Genomic DNA, 25,508 nt, shown 5'->3' with positions numbered 1-25,508 from the left:
CTCTTCGGCTCGGGCGTCCGCGCCCCTCATCGGGCGGGGGAAGGCGGGTGTTTCAGGTCACCGGCTCGGGGGCGCGGCGGAGCCTGCCGCGCAGCCACTCGGTGGCGGCGGCGCCCTCCATGGGGCGGCCGAAGTGCCAGCCCTGGCCGGTGTCGCAGCCCATCTCGCGCAGGCTCGCGGCGATCTCGGCGTTCTCCACGCCCTCGGCGACCGAGCGCAGGCCCAGGGTGCGCACCAGCTCCACGATCGAGCGCACGATCACCGCGTCCTCCGCCGAGGAGGTCAGCCGCCGGATGAACGAGGCGTCGATCTTGACCTCGCGGACCGGCAGGCGCTTGAGCCTGACCAGCGAGGAGTAGCCGGTGCCGAAGTCGTCGAGGCTCAGCGGGATGCCCAGGTCGGCCAGGGTGCGCACGGTCTCGGAGGCGTAGGCGGACTCGTTCATCAGGATCCGCTCGGTGATCTCCAGCCCGAACGCCTCGGGCGGCAGGTCGCGCGCCAGCAGCTCGGCGGTGATGGTCTCGGCGAGCTGCCCGTCCAGCAGGTCGCGGCCGGAGACGTTGACGGTCACCGGGGCGCGCAGCCCCGCCCGCCACCAGGCGTGCGACTGGGCCAGCGCCTCGCGCACCACGTAGTGGGTGATCGACTTCATGAGGTAGGTCTGCTCGGCCAGCGGCAGGAACTCCTCGGGCCCGATCAGCCCGCGCTCGGGGTGGCGCCAGCGCAGCAGCCCCTCCATCCCGGCCAGCCGCCCGTCGCGCAGCCCGACCTTGGGCTGGTAGTGCAGCTCCAGCTCCCGCCGGTCGATGCCGCGGCGCAGGTCGCCCAGCAGGCCCAGCCGGGCCGGGGAGTTGCGGTCGCTGGCCGGGCTGTAGATCTCCACGCCCGAGCGGCCCTCCTTGGCCACGTACATGGCGACGTCGGCGCGCTGCAGCAGCAGCTCGAAGTCGGGGGCGTGGTCGGGGCAGAGCGCGATGCCGACGCTGCCCTCCAGGTCGAAGGTCATGCCGTCCAGGCGCACCGGCTCGCTGAGCGCGGCGCGCAGCCGCACCGCCACCTCGCGGGCGGCGTGGACGTCGCGGACGGACGGCAGCAGCACCGCGAACTCGTCGCCGCCGAGCCGCGCCACCAGGTCGCCGGGGCGGACGCTGTGCGTCAGGCGGTGGGCGATGATCTGCAGCAGCCGGTCGCCGGTGGCGTGGCCCAGGGTGTCGTTGACCTCTTTGAAGCGGTCCAGGTCGATGAGGAAGAGCCCCACCCTGCGGCCGGCGTCCCCCCGGTCGCGGCGCTGCCGGGCGGCGGCCAGCGCCTCCTCGGAGCGGGCGATGAGCAGCTTGCGGTTGGGCAGGCCGGTGAGCCCGTCGTGCAGCGCCTGGTACTCCCGGCGGACCGAGGCCGAGGCGGTGAGGTAGACGGCGGTGAACGGCAGCACGATCAGCGGGACGAACGCCGGCGAGCGGTCCATCGCCACCACCACGATCGGCGCCAGGCCCAGCAGCGCCAGGTGGGCCAGCAGCTGGTAGCCCAGGTCCCAGCGCAGCACCCGCTGCAGGGAGACCCGCTCGTGCAGCGCCACCGCCCCGCCGACCAGCACGTCGTTGACGGCGAAGTACACCATCCCGGCCAGCATCACCGGGCCCAGGTCGGCGCCGGCGGGCACCCAGAGGTCGTCGGGGGAGGCCCGGACGCCGAACGCCCACAGGACGGCGCCCGCCGCGCTCTGGGCCAGCGCGAACTGCGCCACGTTGAAGGCGGTCCGGTGCGCCGACCTGCGCCGGAAGACGCCGCGGATCACCAGCGCGATCGACTGCAGGAGGAGCGACAGCGGCAGTCCCGCGTACAGCAGCGCGGCGAAGGTGAACGTGGTGGAGGTGGTGGCGCTGTTGTCCTCGGTGGCTCCGGGCGTGATGATCGGCTTCAGCTCGCCGAAGACGATGAAGGCGCCCAGCAGCCAGAACACCGGGTTGGCCAGGCCCGCCTCGAGGTCCCAGGCGGCCAGGCCGGTCAGCGTCGCGGCCAGCACGGCGAACCCGACCGCGGTGACCGCGCTCAGGTAGATCCACAGGGGCGAACCGGCCCGGGGCCGGGTGTCCCGGGTGTTGTTCGGGTCCTTCATTCAGCTTCCTCGAGGGGCACACCGGTTCGAGGGTCGGAACAGGTGCTCCTGAGGAGAGTACGGCTTCAACTCAGCTTTACGAAACCGGATGCGTACGTTCTGTTACAGATTGGCCGACGGTGATATCCCCTTTTGGGGGATATCACTACCGCTTCCTACAGTTCACAGAGCGCTCCTGTTCACTCCCGGTTCAGCGTTACACCTCTGGCCACATCCGGCCCCTGCTCCAACAGGACGCGAAACCCCGCCTCGTCCAGGATCGGCACGCCCAGCTCCAGCGCCTTGTCGTGCTTGGACCCGGCGTTCTCCCCCACCACCACGAACGAGGTCTTCTTCGACACCGAGCCCGCCGCGCGCCCGCCGAGGTTCTGGATCGCCTCCTTGGCCGTGTCGCGGCTGAAGCCCTCCAGCGAACCCGTCACCACGACGCTCAGCCCCGCCAGCGGCCGGGGGCTCTCCTCGGCGGCGGCGTCCTCCAGCCGGACGCCCGCCTCCTTCCACTTGCGGACGATCTCGCGGTGCCAGTCCACCTCCCACCAGGCGGTGATCGACTTCGCGATGGTCGGGCCGACGCCGTCCACGGCCGTCAGCTCCTCCTCGGTGGCGCTGAAGATCCGGTCGAAGGAGCGCATCTCCCGCGCCAGGTCCTGGGCGGCGCGCGGCCCCACGTGCCGGATGGACAGCGCCACCAGCCACCGCCACAGCGGCTTGGTCTTGGCCTTGTCCAGCTCCTCCAGCAGGGTGCTGACGATCTTCTTGGCCTCGCCGGCCTGCTTGCTGGCGAAGAGGGTGACCGTCTTCTCCTCGCCGGTGTCCGGGTCGGTCTTCGGGGTGCCCGACTCCCGGTCCAGCACCAGGTTGCGGATCGGCAGCAGCTGCTCGGCGGTCAGGTGGAAGAGGTCGCCCTCGTCCTTGACCGGGGGGTCCGCCGGCTCCAGCGGCTGGGTCAGGGCGGTGGCCGCCACGTACCCCAGCGACTCGATGTCGAGCACCCGGCGGCTGGCCACGTAGTAGATCCGCTCCCGCAGCTGCCCGGGGCAGGACCGGGTGTTGGGGCAGCGGATGTCCTTGTCGCCCTCCTTGGCGTAGGCCAGCTCGGTGCGGCACTCCGGGCAGCGCTCGGGCATCCGGAACTCGCGCTCGGTGCCGTCGCGCAGCTCCACGACCGGGCCGACGATCTCCGGGATGACGTCCCCGGCCTTGCGCAGCACCACGGTGTCGCCGATGAGCACGCCCTTGCGCGCCACCTCGAAGGCGTTGTGCAAGGTGGCCCGCTCCACCGTGGAACCGGCCACCGAGACCGGCTCCATCAGGCCCCACGGGGTGATCCTGCCGGTGCGCCCGACGCCGACCTTGATGTCGAGCAGCTTCGTGCGCACCTCCTCCGGCGGGTACTTGAAGGCGATCGCCCAGCGCGGGGCGCGGCTGGTGGAGCCCAAGCGGCGCTGGAGGGCGCGGTCGTTGACCTTCACCACCACGCCGTCGATCTCGTACGCGGGGTCGTGCCGGTGCTCGCCGTAGTGGGCGATGTACTCCTTGACTCCCTCGATGTCGGGGACCACCCGGTACAGCCCGCTGACCGGCAGCCCCCAGGCCTGGAACAGCTCGTACGTCTCGCTCTGGCTCGCCGGGACCCTCGGGCCGCCCTCCCAGGCGCCGTACCCGTGGACGATCATGTCCAGCGGACGCTGCCGGGTGATCCTCGGGTCCTTCTGGCGCAGCGAGCCCGCCGCGGTGTTGCGGGGGTTGCGGAAGGACTCCTCGCCGTCGGCGGCGCGCTGCTCGTTGAGCTTCTCGAAGGTCTCGACCGTCATGAACACCTCGCCGCGGATCTCCACCAGGTCGGGCACCTCCGCGCCGGCCAGCCGCGTGGGGATCGAGGCGATCGTCCTGATGTTGTGGGTGACGTCCTCGCCCTGGACGCCGTCGCCGCGGGTGACGCCGCGCACCAGCTCGCCCCGCTCGTACGTCAGCGCGATCGCCAGCCCGTCGATCTTCAGCTCGCACAGGTAGCCGCCGGACGGGACGCCGCCCAGGCCCGCCTCCAGGCGCTCGGCCCACACGCCCAGCTCGGCGAAGTCCATCGCGTTGTCCAGGCTCTGCATGCGCTCCAGGTGGCGCACCGTCGCGAAGTCCGTGACGATCGCGCTGCCGACCGTCTGCGTCGGCGAGTCGGGGGTGACCAGCTCGGGGTAGGTCTCCTCCAGCTCCTGCAGCTCGCGCAGCCTCAGGTCGTACTCGATGTCGCTGAGCACCGGCTGGTCCAGGACGTAGTAGCGGTAGTTGGCGTCCCGCAGCTCACGCACCAGCTCGGCATGCCGCTCCACGCTGCTCAACTCTTCCGACCTCCCGGCTCGCTCCCGGCCCCCGCCTCGCCGCGGCCGGCCGTCCCCCTCATCTTCCCGCCCGGCACCGACACTTTCCGTCACTTCATTCGGGGGTTTCGGCCAGTGTCCGGGCCGCCTTCGCGCAGTGGGCGAGCACCTGTCGGACATACCGTGGCGAAGCTCCCGCCAGCCCGCAGGCGGGGGTGACCACGACCTGACCCGCCATGCCGCCCGGGGCGAAGCCCAGCCGCCGCCACAGCTCCCGCACCGGGGCGACGGAGCGCGCCGGCTCCGGCAGCGGGGCGTCCGTACCCGGCGCGACGCCGAAGAAGAACGCCACGCCGTCCTCGATCGCCTCGCCGATGACCTCGTCGCCCTTGACGGGGATCGCCGAGACCTCCACCGACAGGCCCCGCGCGCCCGCGCCCAGGAGCACCGGGAACGGGACGTTCCGGGCGCAGCAGTGCACGATCGGGAAGGCGTCCGTCGCCGCCAGGACCTTGCGCAGGCCCTCCTGCGCGACCGGCGCGGCCACCGACCGCAGGGTGCGAAAGCCGCTGGCCGTCGGCACCCGCCCGGCCAGGACGGCCGGGAGCGAGGGCTCGTCGACCTGCAGCAGGATCTCCGCCCGCGGCAGCCGCCTGCGCACCTCGGCCACGTGCTCCCGGACCCCCTCGACCAGGGACTCGGTGATGTCGCGGACGGCGCCGGCGTCGCGCAGCGCCCGCTCGCCGCCGGGCAGCTCGATCGAGGCCGCCAGCGTCCACGGGCCGCAGACCTGGAGCTTGACCGGGCCCTCGGGCGCCTGCTCCTCCAGGAGGTCGAGATCCCGGCGAAGGTAGTCCAGGGCGCGCCGCAGGTCGACGCCGGGCCGGTCGGCGAAGCGCCAGCCGGACGGCTGCAGGTGCACCGGCAGCTCCACCAGGAACGCCGCGCCGCGGCCGATCAGGTCGGCGCCCGGACCGCGCGCGGGCAGTTCGGGCAGATGGGGCAGGGACAGCTCACCGAACACGACCTCCGTGGTCTCCGCCGCGTCCGTTCCCGGATACGACCCCACCCCCGTCGCGCTCGCCTCAGGCCAGGGAAAACTCACAGGGCCCATTCTGCCGGGCGCGGGGGGTGCCCTATCCTGCGCGGCATGCGCGCGCGCCCGGTGATCGCGGTCCTCCTCGCCCTGACGGCCGCCTGCGGCGGGTACTCCCCTCCGGGCTCCCGCTCCCTGCGCGTGCTGCCGCGCCCCGACGGATGCGGGGAGCTGCCCCGCAAGGCCGTGGAGGGCGCGCTCGGCGGCCCGGTCGGGACGTGCTCCGCCGACGCCCAGGAGGAGACGCACGGCATGCGCTTCCAGAGCGCCTCCATGAAGAAGCCGGTGGCGCTCGTCGTCTCCTACCAGCGGCGGTACGCGCCGAAGACCGGTCTGGACCTGTGGGAGGTCCACGGCTTCATCGAGGGCGAGAAGGCGCTGCTCATCGGCGTGGGGGAAGGCGCGCTCTTCGACCCCGCAACGGCCACCGCGGTGGCCGTCTCCGCGCACCTGCTCGTCACGGTGGGCGTCCAGGCGGCGGAGAGGATCCCCAAGGAGGGGCTCGCCGACCGGCTGCTGCCCGTCCTGGAGGCGGCGCTGGAGCTGGGCGAGGCGACGGTCGAGGTGACGCCGCCGCCGACTGCTCCTGTGGGCGCTCGTCCCGTTTCTTAGCGTCTTCTCAGGCTTTCTCGGGCTTTCTCCAGACAAGAGAATGTGACGCGGGTTACTCTCCTGGAACGGTCCGACAAGCGTTGTGAAGGGGTTCCACGACAGTGATGACCATCCTCGGGCTGGTCGCGGGCGCGCTCACCACCGGCTGCTGGCTGCCCCAGCTGCTGCGGACCTGGCGGACCCGGTCCACCGACGACTTCTCCTGGGTCTACCTGGCCCTGCTGACCTGCGGGGTGGGCCTGTGGCTCGCCTACGGCCTGGCGCGGGGCGACGCCGCGATCGCCGTCGCCAACGCGCTCACCCTGCTGGCCCTGCTGGCCATCACGGCCTTCAAGACGCGGTCCGCGGCGCGGGCTCAGGCCACCGGGGCCGCGGACGAGATCGTCGCCGAGCCCAGCACGGTGTCGCCGTCGTAGAGCACCGCCGCCTGGCCCGGGGCCACGCCCTGGGCCGGCGTCAGCAGCCGCAGCCGCAGCACCCCGCCGGAGACGGCCGGCTCGCAGTCGTGGACCGAGCCGTGGGCGCGCAGCTGCACCTGGCAGCGCGCGGGCAGCGGCCCCTCCAGGCCGACCAGCCCCTCGCCCCGGATCTCGTGGACGTCCAGCGCCTCGCGCGGCCCGACCCGCACGGTGTTGGTGACCGGCGAGATGTCGAGCACGTACCGCGGCTTGCCGTCCGGCGCCGGAGTGCCGATCCGCAGGCCCTTGCGCTGGCCGACGGTGAAGCCGTACGCGCCCTCGTGCTCGCCGACGACACGGCCCTCCTCGTCGACGATCTCGCCCTTCGCGCTGCCCAGCCGCCCGGCCAGGAACGCCCGGGTGTCGCCGTCGGCGATGAAGCAGATGTCGTGGCTGTCGGGCTTGTCGGCCACCCGCAGGCCGCGCCGCTCGGCCTCGCGCCGGATCTCGGCCTTGGTGGTGCCGCCCAGCGGGAAGATCGCGTGCCGCAGCTGCTCGCGGGTGCACACCGCCAGCACGTAGGACTGGTCCTTGCCCTCGTCGACGCCGCGCCGCAGCACGCCGTCGGCCACCTGGGCGTAGTGGCCGGTGCAGACCGCGTCGAAGCCCAGGGCCAGCGCCCGGTCGAGCAGCGCGGCGAACTTGATCTTCTCGTTGCAGCGCAGGCACGGGTTGGGCGTGCGGCCCGCGGCGTACTCGGCGACGAAGTCCTCGACCACGTCGCGGTCGAAGCGCTCGGCCAGGTCCCACACATAGAAGGGGATGCCGATCACGTCGGCGGCGCGGCGGGCGTCCCGGGAGTCCTCCAGGGTGCAGCAGCCGCGCGCCCCCGTCCGGTAGGACTTCGGGTTGGCCGACAGGGCCATGTGGACCCCGGTGACGTCGTACCCGGCCTCGACGGCACGGGCCGCGGCCACCGCGGAGTCGACGCCGCCGGACATGGCGGCGAGCACGCGAAGAGTCATGGTCCGGCCAGGATATCCGGCGGCGCCCCCCTTCGCGCCGCCCGGAGGCCGTAGCATGGTCGGCGATATGGGCATCTTCAAGCGATCGCGCGGCGGCGCCTCGGCGGCCGCGGCCGTCAGCGCTTTCTGGGAGCAGTGGCCGGACCTTCGGGAGCAGCTCGAGAACGCGGGCGAGACCGTCCCCGACGGGCCGCGGGAGCGGCTCGACGCGCTGGTCCGGGCCATCCACCCGGAGCTGGCGTGGGAGGCGGACGCCGAGCGCCGCGTCCTCACGCTCACCGGCGGCGGCCTGGCCGAGCCCCGCGGGGCGGCCGAGCGCTGGCGCAAGAAGCGGCCCAAGCGCGACACGTGGACCTTCCACGCCGCCCGCCAGGCCGACCCGGAGGCGCTGTCGGGCCGGCTCGCGTTCGGCGACCACGAGTTCGACCTCTCCTACGTCAAGCTCGGCATGCGCGTCGACTCCGCCCGCGCCCGCGTCGACATCTCCGCCTACCACCCCGACTTCCTGTTCGTGGACGAGGACGTGCGGCTCAAGGTCGCCTTCCGGGTGCTGGACCTGGCCCTGGGCGAGGACGACGTGGCCCGCTGGATCGGCGACGTCTCCCTCGCCGTCGAGCCGCCCATCGACTCCCTGCCCCCCAGCCTCCTGGCCTCGGTCGTGGAGCAGATAGCAGAGCCTTTTAAACAGGGGGCGTGGCTCACGGGCGAAGGCCGCACCCCCCGAGGCCACCCCGCCCACCTGGCGGTCCGCTTCCCCCTGCACCGCCAGGACCACCCGCTGTGCGACGTCCACGTCGCCCTCACCCTGCCGTACGCGCACAGCAACCCCGACCTCCTGCCCGTGGAGCCCTCCGCCTCGGCCCTCCGCCGCGCCGAGGCCGAGCTGGAGTCCCTCCCCGGCGCCGTCCTGGCCCTGCGCGAGACCGGCGACGGCCGCCGCGTCCTGCACTTCTACGCCGACCCCGACGCCGGCGCCCTGCCCGCCCTCGACCAGTTCGCCGCCTCCTGGCCCGAGGGCCGCGCCAGGGTCGAGTCCCGCCTCGACCCCGCCTGGCAGACCCTCGCCCCCTACCGCACCTGACGTTTCCCTTCGCCTTCCCCGACGAGGGTCTTACTTCTTTGACCACATTCGGTCAATCTGCCGCAATACTCATTTATCCGACTGCCGCCCGTCTGGTTCGTCTGTAGATTTACGCGAAGACCGAGAATCACCAGATCTCGAGCACGTGGGCCTCTTTGTAGTACGCTTCGCCCTTCCTTTTTCTTGAAGCCGGCGTCTCAAACTCCTGGGAAGGCCAGTCCGGAGCATGACCGCATCCCCCAGAGAATCGCATCGATTCGAGCTGCCGCCGGTGGCCCGTAAAATTCTCATCTCGCTTCTCAGCGGCGGCATCGCCTACATGATCACCCAACTGGCCCCCAGAACCGACGACTCCCCAGATACCACTCTCTGGCAGTTGACGATCGCGATCTTCATCGCGGGGGTGGTCCTCGTCGTCCAGTTCATCGTCTCCCTTGATGAGCGGATGACCGGCATGGAGGCTCGGCAGGAGGGTCACCACTCCAGGGTGAAGGCGCTGGTCGAGCAGAAATTCTCCGAGATCAATGAGGCCACCGCCCTCTTCGGACTGGTAGAGAATTCCGCCTTGGAGCCCCGCGGGGTCATCCAGCTGATCCACAACTCCACGAAGATCGGAGAGGCGACCACGCCTATCGCACGCAAACTCGCCGATTCCGAGATCGAGCGGATCTCATCTTTTCTCAAGGAACTCGGCAACAGCGGCGTCGCCTCTTACAACGGCGAGGACCAGGACTGGATACTCGCTCTCACCACGCACGCGAAGCACACCCTGGATGCGACCAGCCCGAGTACCGTCGATGGCGACGGGGACGGTTTCGACGGCGGTTTCTGGTTCACCGAACTGGGCCAGCGCTATCTGAGCCTTCAACGGGACCTCGTCCGTCGCGGAGGCCAGGTGCGACGGGTGTTCATTCTCAGTTCCCGCCACCTCGAGGACCCTTCCTTCCTCAAGGTCTGCCGATCCCAGAAGGAGGCGGGGGTCCAGGTCCGAGTCCTCACGCCCTCGATGTCCACGGACATTCCGCGCAGTGCGGTGGCCGGCTTCATCGTCTTCGACGAGGAACTGAATTACGAGGTGACGCCCTCTCCCACCGTCACCGAAGTCGAAGGGCCGACCATCGTTCATACCCGGTTGGTGACCCAGACGGCGCAGGTCGCGGAGCGGGTACGGCACTTCACCCTTCTCTGGGAGAACGCTCAAGAAGTCGACTGCTGAATCTGTCCGGCCTGCACAGATCCAGGCAGCGGCGCTCGTCCGCCGCCGGTTCGCTTTCCGTGACCGCCTTGGCCGCCAGCCTGGCCGTGATCGGGGCCAGCAGGATCCCCGATCCTCCATGCCCCGTAGCCGCGTAGATCCTTTGGTGCTCATCCGCGTAGCCGAGAACCGGTACGCCGTCTTTGCTCGCGGGGCGGACACCCGCCCAGTGCCGGTTCACCGGTAGGCGCTCCACCCCGGGGAAGACCCGGGAAAGGGAGCGCAGCAGCGCGGCTCGCCCTTCGCCGGTCGGTTCGGTGTCCCCTCTGTTCTCCTCAAAGGTCACACCCGCCACGACCCGGCCGTCAGGACGCGGCAGAGCTATGGCGGCCTCGATGCCTCCACCGTTTTGGATGAGGGTGTCGCAGACGACCGAGAGCCGCTTTCCCCCGAAGACCCCCGGCGCGTATTCCACCGCCTGGCCTTTGATGGGCAGCAAGGCGCCCTGGGGCAGGTTCAGGAGCTCGGCACTGCGGTGGCCCGCCGCGATCACCACCTTGTCCGCCTGCAGCCTGCGACCGTCCTCGAGAACCACGAAAGCGCCTGTCCTGGTCGAACCGACCTCCGCGGCGGCCTCGGTCCGGAGCTCGACCCGCCGGTTCCGGTTCAGGATGAGCCGCAGGGCCGACATGAGCTTCTCGGGTTCCACCGCCAGATCCTGATCGGTCAGCAGGCCTCCCATGACGCCCGGACCGACCAGGGGTTCACGCCTCCGTACCTGTTCCCCGTCCAGGAGCCACGCCTCGACTCCCCGCCTCCGCAGGACCGGCAGGACCTCATCGGCCAGCCTCGACAGTTCGGTCTCGTCGACCGCCGCCCGGATGAGACCGGTGGAGAGAAGGGGGATCCGCACCCCGGACAGTTCGGAGAGCCCGGAGATCCAATTCCGGAAAAGGTCGAGGCTCAGCTGGAGCATCTCGCCGAGGGGCACCTGTTCCCCCTCGTCCAGGTGCGCGCTCAACGCCCCCAGCGCGGCCGATGAGGCGTCCGTGGAATGGCCGTCGTGCGCGTCCAGCAGAAGGATCCGCGAGAAGTCCCCGGCGAGCGCCTGAGCCAACGAGCTCCCGACCACTCCGCCACCGATCACGATGAGGTCGTGGGAAGACATCGATCCTCCTTCGGGAAGCCCTTCAGGTGAGGCCGGCGCGGCGGGCTCGGTCGACGGCGGCGGGGAGGGCTTCGGTGAGGGGGGCCAGGTCGGCGGGGGTGGAGGTGTGGCCGAGGGAGAAGCGGAGGCTGCCGCGGGCCTCGTCGGAGGTCAGGCCCATGGCGAGGAGGACGTGGCTGGGCTGGGCGACGCCGGCGGAGCAGGCGGAGCCGGTGGAGCAGGCGATGCCCTGGGCGTCCAGGAGCATGAGGAGGGCGTCGCCCTCGCAGCCGGGGAAGGTGAAGTGGGCGTTGCCGGGGAGGCGGTCGGCCGGGTCGCCGTTGAGGACGGCGTCGGGGACGGCGGCGCGGACGCGGGCGATGAGGTCGTCGCGCAGGGCCGTCAGGCGGCGGGCGGTCTCCTCGCGGCGGGAGACGGCGGCCTCCACGGCGGCGGCGAAACCGGCGATGGCGGGGGTGTCGAGGGTGCCCGAGCGCACGTCGCGCTCCTGGCCGCCGCCGTGCAGGACGGGGACGGGGTCGACGCCGCGGGCCAGCAGGAGGGCGCCCACGCCCAGCGGGCCGCCGAGCTTGTGCGCGCTGATCGTCAGGGCGTCGGGGGCCGGGCCGCCGTCCAGGCGCACGTCCAGGACGCCGGCGGCCTGCACGGCGTCGGAGTGGAACGGGACGCCGCGGGCGCGGGCGACCGCGGCGAGCTCGGCGACGGGCTGGACGGTGCCGACCTCGTTGTTGGCCCACATCACGGTGGCCAGGGCGGTGTCGTCGGTGAGGGCCTCGGCCAGGGTCTCGGGCAGGATGCGGCCGTGCCGGTCCGGCGGCAGCAGCACCACCTCGGCGCCCTCGTGCTCGGCCAGCCAGTGCACGGCGTCCAGCACGGCGTGGTGCTCGACGGCGCCCGCGACGACGCGGTTGCGCCCCTCGGCGCGGCCCTTCCAGTACAGGCCCTTGACCGCGAGGTTGTCGGACTCGGTGCCGCCGCTGGTGAAGACCACCTCGGACGGGCGGGCGCCGAACGCCGCGGCGATGATCTCGCGGGACTCCTCGACGACGCGGCGGGCGCGGCGGCCGGGGGCGTGCAGCGACGAGGGGTTGCCGACCCGGCCGAGCTGCCCGGTCATCGCGGCGACGGCCTCGGGGAGCATCGGCGTCGTCGCCGCATGGTCGAGATACGGCACGGCGCTTCCCTCCTCCTCCAGAGTCGTCCAATCCTACTCGCTGCCCGAACCCGGCGCGGAGGCGGCGGTTTGCCGACTGTACCGTCCGGACGGTACAGTCGGCGGGACATGAAACGTGAAGCCCTTCTCGGCGCCGCCGAGGCCGTGCTGCTGGAGCACGGCACCCAGGCGCTGACGCTGAACGCCGTCGCCGAGCGCGCCGGGGTCAGCAAGGGCGGGCTGCTGTACCACTTCCCCACCAAGGAGGCGCTGGTCACGGCCCTGGTGTCCCGGGTGATCGCCGAGTTCGACGAGCTCGTCGCCCGCTACGACGAGGGCTCGTTCACCCGCGCCTTCGTCGAGGCGACCTTCGCGATCATCGCGGACCCCGGGGGGGAGCGCTCCGAGCGCCGCTGGGCGGCGATCACCGCCGCCGCCGCGACGCCCGAGCTGGCCGCCCCGCTGCGCGAGGCCATGGACCGCTGGCACCGCCGGGAGGAGCACGAGGACGCCGACCCGCTGACCGCGATGGTCGTCCGCCTGGCCGCGGAGGGCCTGTGGGAGGTCGTCGCCCACGGCTCGGGCAGGTTCTCCCCCGAGCAGTACACGGCGCTGCGCAAACGCCTCCTCGACCTCCTCGGCTGACCCGTCCGGACGACGGGTCCGCGCGGAAGGCGACCGGCCCGGCGCCTCCGGTCGAGGACGGCCGCCCCGGCGGACGGCCCGTTCGGCGGCCGCCGAACGGCCGGCGGGGCCCTCCTGACGGCCTCGAAGCCCAACTGAACCCACGGAAGAACTTCCCGCCGGGCCCGCGTTCCCTCCCCCACGGAATGGAACGGTCCCCGACGGGAACCACCGCCGTCCGCACGCCCCCGCGGGCCGCGGCAGCAGCCCGCCCCACGGGCGAACGGCCGGGACCCCGCCCGGAACCGCCGCGTCGCGGCCGACCGGTCCACACCCCGAAACCACCCGTTCCGGACCCGGTTCCGCCACGGGACCCGGTTCCGGAACGGGCGCGCCTCGCCACGGGCATCAGCCTCGCCACGGGCCGTGCCCGGCCGCAGGCGACGCCTCGGTGCGGACCGTGCCCCACCGCGGGCGACGCCTCGTCGTGGGCCGTGCCGCACCAAGGCCCCGGCCCCGGTGTCCGTCCCCCGTCCCCTCCACCGCCCGGCCGTCACGCCGGACGGAACCCCACTGCCCGGCGGTCGTGCGCCGCCGGGCGCGACTTCGCGCAAGGAGAGATCGATCATGTTGTTCCGCGCCCGTACGGGCACGTTCCTGACCTTCGCCGTCGCCGGTCTGATGACCGGCGTGTGGGTGGTGCGGATGCCCGCGTTGAAGGAGAGGTTCGACCTGGACGCGGGCGGCATCGGGATCGTCCTGCTGGTGTGGGGCGTGGCGGCCGTCGTGGCCATGCAGGGGCTGCGGGCGGTCATCTCCCGGTTCGGCAGCCGGCCCGCGCTGCGGGTCGCCGCGCCGCTGACCGCGGTCTCGGTCGGGCTGGTCGCGCTCGCCCCGTCCCACGGGCTCCTGCTGGGCGCCGTCGCCCTGTTCGGCATGGCCTTCGGTGTGACGGACGTCGCGATGAACGCCCAGGCGTCGGTGGTCGAGCGGGCGCACGGCCGCCCGCTGATGAGCGGGATGCACGCGGGCTGGTGCGCGGGCGCGATGGCCGGCGGCCTGCTGGGGTCGGGCACGGCCGCGCTCGGGTGGTCGTTCACCGCGTCGGTGCTGGCCGCGGGCCTGGCGGCGCTGCCGCTGACGGTGCTGCTGGGCCGTTCCTACCTGGCCGACCCGCCGTCCCTCCAGGAGGTCTCCGGCGGCCGCCGCGCGCGCCTTCCGCTGCTGGTCTACCTGCTGGGCGCGCTGACGTTCCTGGCGTTCATGGCCGAGGGCGCGATCGCCGACTGGAGCGGCCTGCTCCTGCACGACGACCTGCACGCGAGCGAGGCGCTGGCCGCGCTGGGCTACCCGCTGTTCGAGGCGGCCATGCTCTGCGGCCGCCTCTTCGGCGACCGCCTGCGCGTCCTCCTGGGCACCCGCTCCCTCCTGGCCTGGGCGGGCGCGGGCACCGCCGCGGGCATGGCGGTGGTGCTGCTGGCGCCGGGCCTCCCGGTGGCGCTGGCGGGCTTCTTCCTCACCGGCCTGGCGGTCTGCACGATCGTCCCGACGATGCTCTCGCTGGCGGGCACGGCGGCTCCGGGCCGCTCCGCGGCGTCCGTCGCCCAGGTCGGCGCGATGGGCTACGGCGGCCTGCTCCTCGGCCCCGTCGCCGTCAGCGCCGTGGCCGAGGCCTCCTCCATCCGCACGGGCCTGTGGCTGGTCGTCGCCCTCTCCGCCGTCATCGCGGTCTCCGCCCGCTTCCTCCCCCTCCGCCAGAGCACCGACCTGGCCGCGGCCGCCCCCGAGCCCGTCCGAGAGCCCGCCTCGCTCGCGGCCTGACCCCGCGCCGTCCCCGGGACGGCGAACGCCCCCGAGCGAGGGCTCGGGGGCGTCCGGACGGATCGGCAAGCGTCACTTGCGCTTGGTGATCTCCTCGGTCAGCTGCGGGACGACCTGGAAGAGGTCGCCCACGACGCCGAAGTCGACGAGCTCGAAGATCGGGGCCTCGGGGTCCTTGTTGACGGCCACGATGGTCTTCGAGGTCTGCATGCCGGCCCGGTGCTGGATCGCGCCGGAGATGCCGGCGGCGACGTACAGCTGCGGGGAGACCGTCTTACCGGTCTGGCCGACCTGGAACTGGTGCGGGTACCAGCCGGCGTCGGTCGCGGCGCGGGAGGCGCCGACGGCCGCGCCGAGGGAGTCCGCCAGGCCCTCGATGACCTTGAAGTTCTCCGCGCCGCCCACGCCGCGGCCGCCGGAGACGACGATCGAGGCCTCGGTGAGGTCGGGGCGCTCGCCCTTCTCCTGCACCACGCGGTCGGTGATCTTCGCGCCCTTGGCGGCGTCCGACAGGGCCACCGAGACCTGCTCGACGGCCGGGGAGCCGGGAGCGGCCTCCAGCGCGATGGCGTTCGGGCGGACCGCGATGACCGGGGTGCCCTTGGTCACCTTGGCGTGCGCGATGACCGAGCCGCCGAAGACGGAGTGCTCGGCGACCAGGTCGGGGGTCACGCCCACGACGTCGGTCAGCACGCCGGAGTCCAGGCGCACCGCCAGGCGGCCCGCGATCTCCTTGCCCTCGCCGGTGGCGGCGACCAGGACGGCGCCGGCGCCGGCGGCGAGCTGCTGGAGCACCTCGACCTTGGGGGCCACCACGTAGCCGGTGAGCTCGGCGTCGGCGGCCACGTAGACCTTGGCCGGGCCGTACTCGGCGATCTTGTCGGCGGCGGCCTCGTAGCCCGGGCCGATCCAGACGGCGGCGGCCTCGCCCAGGCTGCGCGCCAGGGTCAGCAGCTCGAACGACACCTTCTTGACCTCGCCGTCGGCGTGGTCGATGAGGACGAGAATCTCTGCCATGTCCCTATCCCCCTTACACGAACTTCTTGCTGGCGAGGAAGTCGGCGATCTTCGTGCCGCCGTCGCCCTCGTCGGTGACGATCTGGCCCTTGGCGCGGGCCGGGGCGTCGGCGTGGTCGACCACGGCCGAGTAGGCGTTGGCGACGCCGACCTTGTCGGCCTCGATCCCGGCGTCCGCGATGGACAGGGACTCGACCGGCTTCTTCTTCGCCGCCATGATGCCCTTGAAGGACGGGTAGCGCGGCTCGTTGATCTTCTCGACCACGGAGATGACCGCCGGCAGCGAGGCCTCGAGCTTGTCGAAGCCGGTGTCGGTCTGGCGCTGCGCGGAGATCGCGGTGCCGTTGATCTCGACCTTGTTGACCATGGTGACCTGCGGCCAGCCCAGGCGCTCGGCCAGCATGGCGGCCATCACGCCGGTGCGGGCGTCGGTGGACTCCGAGCCGAGGATCACCACGTCCGCGCCGGCGCGGGTGATGAGCTGCTGCAGCGCGTAGGACGTCTGCAGCGCGTCCGAGCCGACGAGCGCGTCGTCGACCAGGTGGACGGCCTTGTCCGCGCCCATCGCCAGAGCCTTGCGGATCGACTCGGTGGCCTTGTCCGGACCCATGGTCAGGACGGTCACCTCACCGCCGTGCGCCTCCTTGATGAGCAGCGCCTCCTCGATGGCGTACTCGCAGAGCTCGTTGATGACGCCGTCCGCCGCAGCGCGGTCGAGGGTGTTGTCATCGGACTTCAACTTACGCGGGCTCTCCGTGTCGGGAACCTGCTTCACGCATACGACGATGTTCATGGCCGCTGGCCGACCTCCCTGCACTCATCTCATCAGGCTGATGCTGGACCACAGCCTGCCAAATAGCCGAAACCGGTTCTGACCCGGGTCCGGGTCAAGCCCCACTCCGAATGTTACTCACGGGTAGCCCCATCCCCGAATCCGGGGGTGCGCCACCTGCGCTGTTCGATACCCGAAGTGATGCGGATCACCCGCCGAAGCGGTCGATCCAGCCCTTCACCGTGCTGCGCGCGTCGTCCAGCCAGTCCGCGAATCCGCCCAGCACACCCGGGTCGGGGTCCTGGTCGAGGACGAGGAGCAGCAGGACCGCCACGCCCGCGCCCAGGCACAGTACCGCGATCATCGCAGCTTCCTGCCGCGGCAGGAAAGCGCCCCAGATCCGGGCGGTCTGCCGCCGCGGCGCGGTGCCGCCCGGACCGAAGATCTGCAGGACGACCGCCAGCAGCGAGCCGAAGGCGAGCGCGCGCGCCGCCGGGGTGCCGCCGCCGACGAGCGCCAGCGTCAGCACCAGGCCCGCGCCCAGGCTGATCGGGACGACCATCGCGGAGGTCATCAGCGCGCCCGGCAGCTGCAGCGGGGAGCGCAGCAGCGTGCCCACGAAGTCGCTCGCCCGCTCGCCGCGCCGCACCCGGCGCGACTCCAGGCCGCGGGCCGCCTTGTCCCCCGCGCGCAGCACGAGCACCGTGACGAGCACGACGCACAGCCCGGCGACCGGCACGGCCCAGGTGATGCCCAGCGCGGCGGCCAGCAGCAGGAGGCTCAGCACCTTGTACAGGCCGTACGGCTTGGGCCGGTCGTCGGCGCGGGTGGCGTGGCCGTCGTCGCGGCGCTCGTCGGCCGGAGGCCCGCCCCGCGCGTCCTGCGGCCGGTGCGGCTGCGGGTGGTGCGGCCCGGGGTGGTGCGGCTGCGGGTGGTGCGGCCCGGACCACGGCAGCGGCCCGGCCGGCCGCCGCCCGTCGTCCATCGTCGGGACGTCCGCGGGCGCGCTGGCGTACAGGGCGCCCGAGGGCCCGTACGGCGAGCGCCGGGGCGGGTCGTTCACCGTGGCGTGGGGCTGGGACCCGGTGCCCCGGTCCGGCTGGTAGAGGTCCTGGTAGGGGTCCGGCGGCGGGGCCACCGGGGGGAGCATCCCCATGAAGTCGCTCGGCTGCGGCAGCGGCGTGCGGCCCGAGGCCCCCGGCAGGCCGCGCATCTCCCGCACCTCCGGCGGCGGGCCGACCGGGGAGACGGGCGGGAAGGCGCGCGTGGGCGGGTCGTCGGCGATGGTGCCGTGGTCGATCACGGTCATCTCGAGGTCGAGCCGTCCGCACAGGTGCGCCAGGTCGCGGGCGGTGGGCCGCTCGGCCGGGTGCTGGGCCATCGCGGCCCGCAGCACGGGCAGCAGCGGCGCGGGCACGCCCGACAGGTCGGGCTGCCCCTGGAGGATCTTGGAGAAGATCTGCTCGAAGGTGCCGCCGCCGAAGGGCGGCCGGCCGGTCGCGGCGTAGATGACGGTGCCCGCCCAGGCGTGCACGTCGGCGGGGGCGCGGAAGTCCTCGCCGCCGAGGATCTCCGGCGACAGGTAGCCGGGGGTGCCGATGACCATGCCCGCCGAGGTCAGCCGGGTGGCGTCCACCGACTGGGCGATGCCGAAGTCGATGAGGACCGGGTCGCCGTTCTCGGCGAACATGACGTTGCCGGGCTTGAGGTCGCGGTGCACGATGCCCGCGGCGTGGATCGCCGCCAGGGCCTCGGCCAGCCCCTCGGCCAGCCGCTTGAGCGCGCCGCCGTCCAGCGGGCCCTGCTCGGTGACCTGCTTCTCCAGGGTCGCGCCCGGCACGTACTGGGTGACGATGTAGGGCGGGTCCGCGGTGACGTCGGCGTCGACGATCTGGGCGACGAAGGGGCTGCGCACCCGGCGCATGGTGTCGACCTCGCGGGCCAGCCGCCGCAGGGCGATGGCGTCGCCGGTGCCCCCGCGCAGCAGCTTGACAGCCACGGACCGCCCCACCGGGTCGATGCCGCGGCGCACGACGCCCATGCCGCCCTCGCCGAGCACCTCGGCGAGCCGGTACGGGCCGATGCTCTCCCCGGACGTGGCACTACCCCAATCCTGATATTTCGTCGTCGCCAACCCTACCCCCGAACCGTGTGCGGGGCGTGGCGCAGACCACGGCCCCGGGTCCCGTCTCAGGTAAGACGGGAAACCGGGGCCGTTGGTTTCAACGTGAGCGAATTATCACGAACGAGGGTGTCCGCGGACTCAGGCGCGGGCGGCGATCCGGGCGCGGCGCGCCTCGCGGCGCTCCTCGAACCTGCGCGCGGCGGCGTCGAGGTTGGCCAGGAACTCCGACAGCTCGGTGCGGGCCTTCTCGCCCTCGCCGTCCAGGCCCTCCATCTCGAAGACCTTCCACTTGCGCAGCACCGGCATGAGCACGTCGTCGTGGTGCAGGCGCAGGTCGTAGATGCCGGCGTTGGCGATGGCCACGGACTTGCGCAGGAAGCCGTCGATCGTGTAGCCGGGCATCTGGAAGCCCTTGACCACCTCGAGGACCGCCTTCATGGCCTCGTTCGGGACGACCTCGAAGGCGGCGCCGATGAGGTTCCGGTAGAAGATCATGTGCAGGTTCTCGTCGGCGGCCACGCGCTGCATCATCTGCTCGCAGAGCGCGTCGCCGGAGGCCTTGCCGGTGTTGCGGTGCGAGACCCGGGTCGCCAGCTCCTGGAAGGAGACGTAGGCCAGGCCGTGCAGCATCTTGTCGCCGTGGTCGGGCTCGTAGCCGATCTCCATGTGCTGCATGCGCGCGCGCTCCAGCAGCACCGGGTCGATGGCCCGGGTGACGGTGAGGAAGTCGCGGATGACGATGCCGTGGCGGTTCTCCTCGGCGGTCCAGCGGTGCACCCACTGGCCCCAGGCGCCCTCCTTGCCCATGATCCGGGCGATGGCGGCGTGGTAGCCGGGCAGGTTGTCCTCGGTCAGCAGGTTGACCAGCAGCGCCTCACGGGACTCCGGGGAGACCTTGGAGTCCTCGGGGCTCCAGTCCTCGCCGCCGAGGAACGCGAAGTCGCGGCCCTGGCTCCAGGGGACGTACTCGTGGGGGAACCACTCCTTGGCCATCGACAGATGCCGGTTGAGTTCCTTCTCGACGACACCGTCGAGTTCGTGTAGCACCTTGATGTCAATAGCTTCCGGCATACCAGGACCTTTCCGGATTCATGGGATCGGCGCGGCCGAGGGGATTCCTGCGGGGGACACCACGGCGCGTCCCCTGTGACGCCATGACCCATGCTAGGCGCGGACGCCAAGCACAGATATGCGCAAGTGCTACAAGTGATCCGATCAGGCTTTGGGGAGAGCGCACAAGAAGTGGACCGCCTCTTCATGCATCGGTGCCGCCGTGGGTCCGGACGGCCCTGTCCCACACCGCGGACGAGACGGTGCGCAGGACTCCCCTTGGCGCGAGCTTCATCGCGGGCAGCAGAACCTTGTACTGGGCGCCGGGGACGCACAGGGCGTGTCCCCGCCGGACGGCCTCCAGACCGGCCCGCGCCACGGCGTCGCGGGCCAGCCACATGAGGTTCGCCGGCCGGTCGTCCTCGGTACGGGTGAAACCGGGGCACAACGCCGTGACGTGCACGCCGGCGGGCTTCAGCTCGGCGTGCAGGCTCTCGGTGAAGGACAGGACGAACGCCTTGGTCGCCCCGTAGACGGCGCTTCCGGGAGAAGGGGCGTAGGCCGCCACGGACGCGACGTTCAGCACCCCGCCCCTCCCCCGCTCGACCATCGACGGCACCGCCGCGTGCGTCAGCCGCATCAGCGCCGTGGTGTTGAGGGCCACCTCCTTGGCCTGGTCGGCGTAGGAGAGCTCGTGGAAGGCGCCGAAGGCCCCGTACCCGGCGTTGTTGACCAGCAGGTCCGTCCCGGCGGCCCGTTCGGCCGCGCGCTCCAGGCCCTCCGGCGCGGTGAGGTCGGCCGCCAGCGCCTCCGCCCGCACCCCGAACCGTCCGGACAGCTCCCCGGCGAGCTTCTCCAGCAGGTCCCCGCGCCGCGCGACCAGCACGAGGTCCGTCCCCCGCGCCGCCAGGGTCCGCGCGATGCTCTCGCCGATCCCGCTGGACGCGCCCGTCACCACCGCTTCACGCCACATGGCCCTGCACCTTAGGCGGAAAAGGAGCGGCCGGGGAGTGTCGGACGCTGCTGGTAGCTTCGGGGGATGCTTGTCGCCCACGCCACCTGGCACGGGGGCGCGCTGTGTCTGTGGGCCGAGCACGACGGGCCGCGTCCGGTCGGCGGGGACGGCGTCCATCCGTTCGCCACGCGGGACTTCGCCGGGACGTCGTACGAGCCGCTGCTGCGCGGCGCCGCCCGGGTCGCCCTGGAGCTGCTGCTGCCCGGCACCGGGGAGCGCCCGCTGCCTTCGGGCGAGCTGGGGCCCGAGCCCTTCGACGGCGTGCCGGTGCTCGCGCCGTGGCGGGTGCCGGCGCTGGTGCTGGAGCCGTTCCAGGCGATGGAGCTGCTGCGCACGGCCGAGGACCGCGCGGACGTGGTGCCCGGCACGGACCTGCGCTTCCTCGGGCTGGCGCCCGCCGACGCCGGGGCGCTGGCCGCCGCCGGGCGGGTGCTGCCCGCGCTGCGCGAGGAGGACGGCGACCTGCTCGCCCGCTGGCGCCCGGTGCTCGACCCCACCCGGTTCGCCCGGCTCGCCGGGGCGATGCCGCCCGCCTGCCGTGCCGTCGCGCCCGGCCGGCCCCCCGCCGAGGTGCTCGCCGCGGCGCTGGACGCGCTCACCGACACCGTGGTGCGGGGCGCGGTGCCCCACCCGCTGCTGCCGCCGCGCACCGGGAGGACGCCCGAGCACGTCTCCCTCGCCGAGCGCTGGCTGACGGCCCTCACCGGCCCGGACCCCCGGGTCCCCCGCGAGCCCGGCGACGACCCGGCGGAGCTGCGCGCCGAACTCGACGCCTGGCACCGCGCCGCCCGACCCTCCCACGGCCCGCTGCGCCTCACCTTCCGCCTCGTCGAGCCCAAGGCCCCCGAACCCGAACCCGGCGAGACCGTCCTCCCGCCGGTCCCGGGACTCCGGCACGCTTCGGAGCCCGCACCGCGCCCGGAGGCTCCGACGGCTCCCGCTGCCTCGGCGGATCCGCCGGACCCCGCGGCACCGGCGGATCCCTGGGCCGTCGAGGTCCCGGCGGAGCCTCCGGCGAGGTCGTTCGCGGAGTCGCCGTGGCGGGTGGAGTTCCTGCTGCAGGGGACCGATGACCCGAGCCTGCTGGTGCCCGCCGCGCGGATCTGGAGCGGTGACGCGCTGCTGGAGGGGGCGGAGGAGACGCTGCTGGGCGGGCTCGGGCGGGCGCTGCGGCTCTTTCCCGAGCTGAACCGGGCGCTGGACACCGCCGTTCCGGCCGAGCTCGTCCTGGACACCGCGGGGGCGTTCCGGTTCCTGCGGACGGCGGCGCCGCTGCTGGCGGCCGCCGGGTTCGGAGTGCTGCTGCCGACATGGGCGGGCAGGTCCCGGCTCGGGCTGAAGCTGCGGACCGCCGAGGCGGACGGCGAGCAGGAGGGCGGCGCGGCCAAGGGCTCGGGTTTCGGGCTGGGCGACCTGGTGGAGTTCCGCTGGGAGCTGGCCGTCGGCGAGGAGTCCCTCGACGAGGACGACCTGGCCGAGCTGGCGCGGCTCAAGGCGCCGCTGGTCCGGTTGCGCGGCCGGTGGGTGGAGCTCGACGAGGAGCAGCTGGAGTCCGCGCTGGAGTTCCTGCGCTCGGGCCGGGCCGGGACGATGACCGCGGGCCAGGCGGTCCGCGCCGTCGTCCACGCGGGCGAGCGGACGCTGCCGCTGGTCGCGGTGGAGGCGAAGGGGCCCCTGGGCGACCTGCTGTCGGGCGAGGCCGACCGCCGCCTCGCCCCCGTGGCCGCCCCCGCCGGCATCGAGGCGGTCCTGCGCCCGTACCAGGAGCGCGGCCTGGCCTGGCTGTCCTTCATGGAGGGCCTCGGCCTGGGCGCGCTCCTGGCCGACGACATGGGCCTCGGCAAGACCCTGACCGTCCTGTCCCACCTCGTCCACGCCGGCGCGGGCGCGCACGATGCGGCCGGTGCGGCCGGGCCGACGCTGGCCGTCGTGCCGATGTCCCTGGTGGGCAACTGGCAGCGGGAGGCGGCGCGGTTCGCGCCCAAGCTGCGGCTGTACGTCCACCACGGGGCCAAGCGCCACAAGGAGGAGGACCTCGTCCGGGCGGCGGGCGCGGCCGACCTCGTGCTCACCACCTACGGGACGGCCGCGCGGGACGCGGGCCAGCTGGCCCAGGTGGCGTGGGCGCGGATCGTCTGCGACGAGGCGCAGGCGCTGAAGAACAGCGGGACGCGGCAGGCCAGGGCCGTGCGGTCCATCCCGGCGCGCAGCCGCATCGCGCTGACGGGGACGCCGGTGGAGAACCACCTCACCGAGCTGTGGTCGATCATGGAGTTCGCCAATCCGGGGCTGCTGGGGCCGCGCGAGTCCTTCCGCGAGCGCTTCGCCGTGCCGATCGAGAACGAGGGGGACGAGCGGGCGGCGGCCGCGCTCAAGCGCGCCACGCAGCCGTTCATCCTGCGCAGGCTCAAGACCGACCGCAGCATCATCACCGACCTGCCCGAGAAGCAGGAGATGAAGGTCTACTGCAACCTCACCGTGGAGCAGGCGTCGCTGTACCAGGCGACGGTCGAGGACATGCTGGAGGAGATCGCCGAGGCCGACGCCCGGCAGCGGCGCGGGCTCGTCCTGGCGGCCATGGCGAAGCTGAAGCAGGTCTGCGACCACCCGGCGCTGCTGCTGAAGGACGGCTCGCGCCTGCAGGGCCGCTCGGGCAAGCTCGAGGAGCTGGAGCGGTTGTGCGCCGAGATCCTCGACCGGGGCGAGAAGGTGCTGGTCTTCACCCAGTACGCCTCCTTCGGCTCGATGCTCCAGCCGTACCTGGCCGCCCGCCTCGGCTGCGCTTCTCCGGGGGACGACCCCCGGGCCCCCGAAGGGCGGTCCGGCCGATCCTCGCTTCGCTCCGGTCGTCCGGACCGTGCTCTGCTGGGGGACGACCCCCAGACCCCCGAAGGGCGGTCCGGCCGATCCTCGCTTCGCTCCGGTCGTCCGGACCGGAGCGTCCTGTGGCTGCACGGCGGCACCTCCAAGGAGCAGCGGGACGAGCTCGTGCAGCGGTTCCAGAACGAGGGGACGCCGTCGGTGTTCCTGCTGTCGCTGAAGGCCGCGGGCACCGGGCTGACGCTGACCGCCGCCAACCACGTCGTGCACTTCGACCGCTGGTGGAACCCCGCGGTGGAGGACCAGGCCACCGACCGGGCGTTCCGCATCGGGCAGACCCGCGACGTGCAGGTCCGCAAGTTCGTCTGCGTCGGCACCATGGAGGAGCGGGTGGACGAGATGATCGAGCGCAAGAAGGCGCTCGCGGAGTCGATCGTCGGCACCGGCGAGGAGTGGCTGACCGGCCTGTCGGTGGCCGAGCTGCGCGACGTGCTGCGCCTGTCGCCGGACGCGGTGAGCGCCTGATGGACGGCGACTACTTCGCGGCGGCCAAGCCCCTGCGGGTGCGGGGCGGGCCCGGCTCGCCTCTGCTGCGCGAGCCCGCGGGCCGGTGGACGCACCGGTTCGTCGGGGCGCTGGAGTCCTTCCTCGACGTCGAGCGGCTGCGCCGGGGCCGCGCGGCCGCCGAACGCGGCCAGGTGCTGCGGCTGGACGTCCGCCCCTACGAGGTGACCGCCTACGTCTCGAACGCCGGCGGCGCCGACGAGCCGTACGAGGTGACGCTGAGCCTCACCGCGATCGACGGCTGGGAGGAGATCGAGGGCGAGCTGGCGCGCCGCGCGGTGTTCCGGGCCCGGCTGCTCGCCGGGGAGGTGCCCCCCGACGTCGAGCGCGTCTTCGGCGACTGCGGGGTGGGCCTGTTCCCCGAGGCCGCCGAGGAGCTGCACCTGATGTGCGGCTGCGCCGACTGGGTCGACCCGTGCGTCCACACCGCGGCCGCCCTGCACTTCCTGGCCCGCGCGTTCGACGACGACCCGTTCCTCGTCCTGGCCTGGAACGGGCGCACCCGCGACGAGCTGCTCACCGCGCTGCGCCGCCGCCCCGTGGAGACCGAACTCCCCCCGGTGGTGGAGAGCCCGCTGCAGGCCGAGGGCTTCTGGACGCCCCCGGACGGGCTCGCCGCGCTGAAGGACCGGACGGCGCGGCCGCCCGCCCCGCCCGGCCTCCTCCTGCGCCTGCTCGACCCGCCCGCCGTGAAGATCCGGCGCCGCCCCCTGGTCGACGTGCTGGAGCCCGCCTACCGCGCCCTCGCCGAACACGGCGAACCCCCGGAATGAATTCTTCGAGAGGCACGCAACGTTCGAGGCGGTCCGGCGGGTAGTCGTCGGCGGAGCCCGGCCGCCACCCCCGGAGCCGGGCTCGGAACGAGGGAGGCCGGCCGATGGCGAAGCCACCGGAACCCGCGGGCGGGAGCGATCGCCCCGAGTTCGGGACGTACGTGACGGAGCGGTCGCCGCGGCTGCTGCGCACCGCGTTCCTGCTGTGCCGCGACTGGGGCACCGCCGAGGACCTGGTGCAGACCGCGCTGACCAAGGCGTGGCTGGCCTGGCCGAGAGTGGGCGACGACCCGGACCCGTACGTGTACCGGATCCTGGTCAACACCCACCACTCCTGGTGGCGGCGGCGCTGGCGGGGCGAGGTGCCCACCGGCGAGCCGCCCGAGCTCCCGCTTCCCGAAGGCCAGGGGATCGAGGACAGGGATGTGCTGTGGAAGGCCCTCGGCGGGCTCGGCCGGCGCGAGCGCGCCGCGATCGTACTCCGGTATTTCTGCGACCTGGAACATGCCGTGATCGCCCGGATCCTCGGCTGCTCCCCGGTCACCGTGCGCAGCCAGATCAGCAGGGCGCTGGCCAAGCTCCGCGTCGACCCGGCCCTGCGCGACTCCTTCCCGGCCCCGGCCGCGTTCCAGGAACAGGGGGTATGACCATGCCCTTCACCGAAAAGGACCTGCGGGCCATGCTCGAAGACAACAGCTCCACCCCGCCCCCCACCGGCGACCTCGCCGCCAGCGACCAGGCCCGCGCCCGCCGCGTGCGCCGCCGCCG

Annotated in this window: 20 protein-coding genes; 9 read left to right on the top strand and 11 right to left on the bottom strand. The window is 73.0% G+C overall.

Annotated elements, in window-relative coordinates; genetic code table 11:
* Positions 1-52 precede the first annotated feature (52 nt).
* From ABD140_RS33910 to ABD140_RS33900, 3 genes are all read right to left on the bottom strand, one after another.
* Entirely contained in the window at positions 53-2,116 is a 2,064-nt protein-coding gene (locus tag ABD140_RS33910; protein WP_344245946.1) for a putative bifunctional diguanylate cyclase/phosphodiesterase, read from the bottom strand.
* 179 nt (positions 2,117-2,295) lie between these two features.
* Positions 2,296-4,452, bottom strand: a complete 2,157-nt coding sequence (gene ligA, locus ABD140_RS33905) for an NAD-dependent DNA ligase LigA (RefSeq protein WP_344245944.1) — start codon at positions 4,450-4,452, stop codon at positions 2,296-2,298.
* A gap of 94 nt (positions 4,453-4,546) precedes the next feature.
* Positions 4,547-5,545 (bottom strand): methionine synthase, encoded by a 999-nt coding sequence (locus tag ABD140_RS33900; RefSeq protein ID WP_344245942.1) that lies wholly within the window; start codon positions 5,543-5,545, stop codon positions 4,547-4,549.
* 36 nt (positions 5,546-5,581) lie between these two features.
* On the opposite strand from ABD140_RS33900, the gene ABD140_RS33895 reads away from it, so the two are divergent.
* Together ABD140_RS33895 and ABD140_RS33890 are read left to right on the top strand one after the other, a co-directional pair.
* The gene (locus ABD140_RS33895; protein ID WP_344245940.1) at positions 5,582-6,139 is read left to right on the top strand and encodes a hypothetical protein; all 558 of its coding nucleotides are present in this window, start codon (positions 5,582-5,584) and stop codon (positions 6,137-6,139) included.
* 104 nt (positions 6,140-6,243) lie between these two features.
* Positions 6,244-6,555, top strand: coding sequence for a SemiSWEET family sugar transporter (locus ABD140_RS33890; RefSeq protein ID WP_344245938.1), 312 nt, complete (start codon positions 6,244-6,246; stop codon positions 6,553-6,555).
* On the opposite strand, the gene mnmA is transcribed toward ABD140_RS33890, so the two are convergent.
* Positions 6,495-7,562 (bottom strand): tRNA 2-thiouridine(34) synthase MnmA, encoded by a 1,068-nt coding sequence (gene mnmA, locus ABD140_RS33885; protein WP_344245936.1) that lies wholly within the window; start codon positions 7,560-7,562, stop codon positions 6,495-6,497. The genes ABD140_RS33890 and mnmA overlap by 61 nt on opposite strands.
* 67 nt (positions 7,563-7,629) lie before the next feature.
* Between mnmA and ABD140_RS33880 the strand changes: the two genes are divergently transcribed.
* Together ABD140_RS33880 and ABD140_RS33875 are read left to right on the top strand one after the other, a co-directional pair.
* Positions 7,630-8,643 carry a DUF695 domain-containing protein gene (locus tag ABD140_RS33880; protein WP_344245934.1) on the top strand — a complete coding sequence of 338 codons (1,014 nt, stop codon included), beginning with the start codon at positions 7,630-7,632 and terminating at the stop codon, positions 8,641-8,643.
* 226 nt (positions 8,644-8,869) lie between these two features.
* A complete protein-coding gene (locus ABD140_RS33875) occupies positions 8,870-9,859 on the top strand; it encodes a DUF6879 family protein (RefSeq protein WP_344245932.1) in 990 nt (329 codons plus the stop codon).
* Here ABD140_RS33875 and ABD140_RS33870 read toward each other — a convergent pair.
* Positions 9,819-11,006 (bottom strand): NAD(P)/FAD-dependent oxidoreductase, encoded by a 1,188-nt coding sequence (locus ABD140_RS33870; RefSeq protein ID WP_344245930.1) that lies wholly within the window; start codon positions 11,004-11,006, stop codon positions 9,819-9,821. The genes ABD140_RS33875 and ABD140_RS33870 overlap by 41 nt on opposite strands.
* Before the next feature lie 22 nt (positions 11,007-11,028).
* Complete coding sequence (locus ABD140_RS33865; protein WP_344245928.1) at positions 11,029-12,180, bottom strand: cysteine desulfurase family protein; 1,152 nt, start codon at positions 12,178-12,180, stop codon at positions 11,029-11,031.
* A gap of 108 nt (positions 12,181-12,288) precedes the next feature.
* On the opposite strand from ABD140_RS33865, the gene ABD140_RS33860 reads away from it, so the two are divergent.
* Both ABD140_RS33860 and ABD140_RS33855 read left to right on the top strand, forming a co-directional pair.
* On the top strand, positions 12,289-12,804 hold the full coding sequence (locus tag ABD140_RS33860; protein WP_344245926.1) for a TetR/AcrR family transcriptional regulator: 516 nt from the start codon (positions 12,289-12,291) through the stop codon (positions 12,802-12,804).
* A 606-nt stretch (positions 12,805-13,410) separates the two neighbouring features.
* The gene (locus ABD140_RS33855) at positions 13,411-14,604 is read left to right on the top strand and encodes an MFS transporter (protein WP_344245924.1); all 1,194 of its coding nucleotides are present in this window, start codon (positions 13,411-13,413) and stop codon (positions 14,602-14,604) included.
* A 72-nt stretch (positions 14,605-14,676) separates the two neighbouring features.
* Here ABD140_RS33855 and ABD140_RS33850 read toward each other — a convergent pair whose 3' ends face one another.
* The 5 genes from ABD140_RS33850 to ABD140_RS33830 form a co-directional block, all read right to left on the bottom strand.
* Complete coding sequence (locus tag ABD140_RS33850) at positions 14,677-15,621, bottom strand: electron transfer flavoprotein subunit alpha/FixB family protein (RefSeq protein ID WP_344245922.1); 945 nt, start codon at positions 15,619-15,621, stop codon at positions 14,677-14,679.
* 13 nt (positions 15,622-15,634) lie between these two features.
* The gene (locus tag ABD140_RS33845; RefSeq protein WP_344245920.1) at positions 15,635-16,414 is read right to left on the bottom strand and encodes an electron transfer flavoprotein subunit beta/FixA family protein; all 780 of its coding nucleotides are present in this window, start codon (positions 16,412-16,414) and stop codon (positions 15,635-15,637) included.
* A 187-nt stretch (positions 16,415-16,601) separates the two neighbouring features.
* Positions 16,602-18,527, bottom strand: coding sequence for a serine/threonine-protein kinase (locus ABD140_RS33840; RefSeq protein WP_344245918.1), 1,926 nt, complete (start codon positions 18,525-18,527; stop codon positions 16,602-16,604).
* Between the two features lie 129 nt (positions 18,528-18,656).
* Positions 18,657-19,589 carry an acyl-ACP desaturase gene (locus ABD140_RS33835; protein ID WP_344245916.1) on the bottom strand — a complete coding sequence of 311 codons (933 nt, stop codon included), beginning with the start codon at positions 19,587-19,589 and terminating at the stop codon, positions 18,657-18,659.
* Between the two features lie 184 nt (positions 19,590-19,773).
* Entirely contained in the window at positions 19,774-20,541 is a 768-nt protein-coding gene (locus ABD140_RS33830) for an SDR family NAD(P)-dependent oxidoreductase (RefSeq protein WP_344245914.1), read from the bottom strand.
* Between the two features lie 66 nt (positions 20,542-20,607).
* Between ABD140_RS33830 and ABD140_RS33825 the strand changes: the two genes are divergently transcribed.
* The 3 genes from ABD140_RS33825 (at position 20,608) to ABD140_RS33815 (ending at position 25,387) form a co-directional block, all read left to right on the top strand.
* Positions 20,608-23,928 carry a DEAD/DEAH box helicase gene (locus ABD140_RS33825; protein ID WP_344245912.1) on the top strand — a complete coding sequence of 1,107 codons (3,321 nt, stop codon included), beginning with the start codon at positions 20,608-20,610 and terminating at the stop codon, positions 23,926-23,928.
* Positions 23,928-24,740: an SWIM zinc finger family protein gene (locus tag ABD140_RS33820; RefSeq protein WP_344245910.1), complete on the top strand. Its 813-nt coding sequence runs from the start codon at positions 23,928-23,930 to the stop codon at positions 24,738-24,740. Before ABD140_RS33825 ends, ABD140_RS33820 begins: the two co-directional genes overlap by 1 nt.
* 104 nt (positions 24,741-24,844) lie before the next feature.
* Positions 24,845-25,387, top strand: coding sequence for a SigE family RNA polymerase sigma factor (locus ABD140_RS33815; RefSeq protein WP_344245908.1), 543 nt, complete (start codon positions 24,845-24,847; stop codon positions 25,385-25,387).
* Positions 25,388-25,508 lie beyond the last annotated feature (121 nt).

Source organism: Actinocorallia libanotica (assembly GCF_039525175.1).
Lineage (GTDB): Bacteria > Actinomycetota > Actinomycetes > Streptosporangiales > Streptosporangiaceae > Actinocorallia > Actinocorallia libanotica.
The sequence above is the reverse complement of the archived record's forward strand: the minus strand, read 5'-3'. Positions and strand labels throughout refer to the sequence as shown.

Excerpts from the sequence above, each read along its gene's own strand:
- ABD140_RS33910 (WP_344245946.1), bottom strand. The coding sequence starts at position 2,116 with ATGAAGGACCCGAACAACACCCGGGACACCCGGCCCCGGGCCGGTTCG.
- ABD140_RS33900 (WP_344245942.1), bottom strand. The coding sequence starts at position 5,545 with ATGGGCCCTGTGAGTTTTCCCTGGCCTGAGGCGAGCGCGACGGGGGTG.
- ABD140_RS33895 (WP_344245940.1), top strand. The coding sequence starts at position 5,582 with ATGCGCGCGCGCCCGGTGATCGCGGTCCTCCTCGCCCTGACGGCCGCC.
- ABD140_RS33890 (WP_344245938.1), top strand. The coding sequence starts at position 6,244 with ATGACCATCCTCGGGCTGGTCGCGGGCGCGCTCACCACCGGCTGCTGG.
- mnmA (WP_344245936.1), bottom strand. The coding sequence starts at position 7,562 with ATGACTCTTCGCGTGCTCGCCGCCATGTCCGGCGGCGTCGACTCCGCG.
- ABD140_RS33880 (WP_344245934.1), top strand. The coding sequence starts at position 7,630 with ATGGGCATCTTCAAGCGATCGCGCGGCGGCGCCTCGGCGGCCGCGGCC.
- ABD140_RS33875 (WP_344245932.1), top strand. The coding sequence starts at position 8,870 with ATGACCGCATCCCCCAGAGAATCGCATCGATTCGAGCTGCCGCCGGTG.
- ABD140_RS33870 (WP_344245930.1), bottom strand. The coding sequence starts at position 11,006 with ATGTCTTCCCACGACCTCATCGTGATCGGTGGCGGAGTGGTCGGGAGC.
- ABD140_RS33860 (WP_344245926.1), top strand. The coding sequence starts at position 12,289 with ATGAAACGTGAAGCCCTTCTCGGCGCCGCCGAGGCCGTGCTGCTGGAG.
- ABD140_RS33855 (WP_344245924.1), top strand. The coding sequence starts at position 13,411 with ATGTTGTTCCGCGCCCGTACGGGCACGTTCCTGACCTTCGCCGTCGCC.
- ABD140_RS33850 (WP_344245922.1), bottom strand. The coding sequence starts at position 15,621 with ATGGCAGAGATTCTCGTCCTCATCGACCACGCCGACGGCGAGGTCAAG.
- ABD140_RS33845 (WP_344245920.1), bottom strand. The coding sequence starts at position 16,414 with ATGAACATCGTCGTATGCGTGAAGCAGGTTCCCGACACGGAGAGCCCG.
- ABD140_RS33835 (WP_344245916.1), bottom strand. The coding sequence starts at position 19,589 with ATGCCGGAAGCTATTGACATCAAGGTGCTACACGAACTCGACGGTGTC.
- ABD140_RS33830 (WP_344245914.1), bottom strand. The coding sequence starts at position 20,541 with ATGTGGCGTGAAGCGGTGGTGACGGGCGCGTCCAGCGGGATCGGCGAG.
- ABD140_RS33825 (WP_344245912.1), top strand. The coding sequence starts at position 20,608 with ATGCTTGTCGCCCACGCCACCTGGCACGGGGGCGCGCTGTGTCTGTGG.
- ABD140_RS33820 (WP_344245910.1), top strand. The coding sequence starts at position 23,928 with ATGGACGGCGACTACTTCGCGGCGGCCAAGCCCCTGCGGGTGCGGGGC.
- ABD140_RS33815 (WP_344245908.1), top strand. The coding sequence starts at position 24,845 with ATGGCGAAGCCACCGGAACCCGCGGGCGGGAGCGATCGCCCCGAGTTC.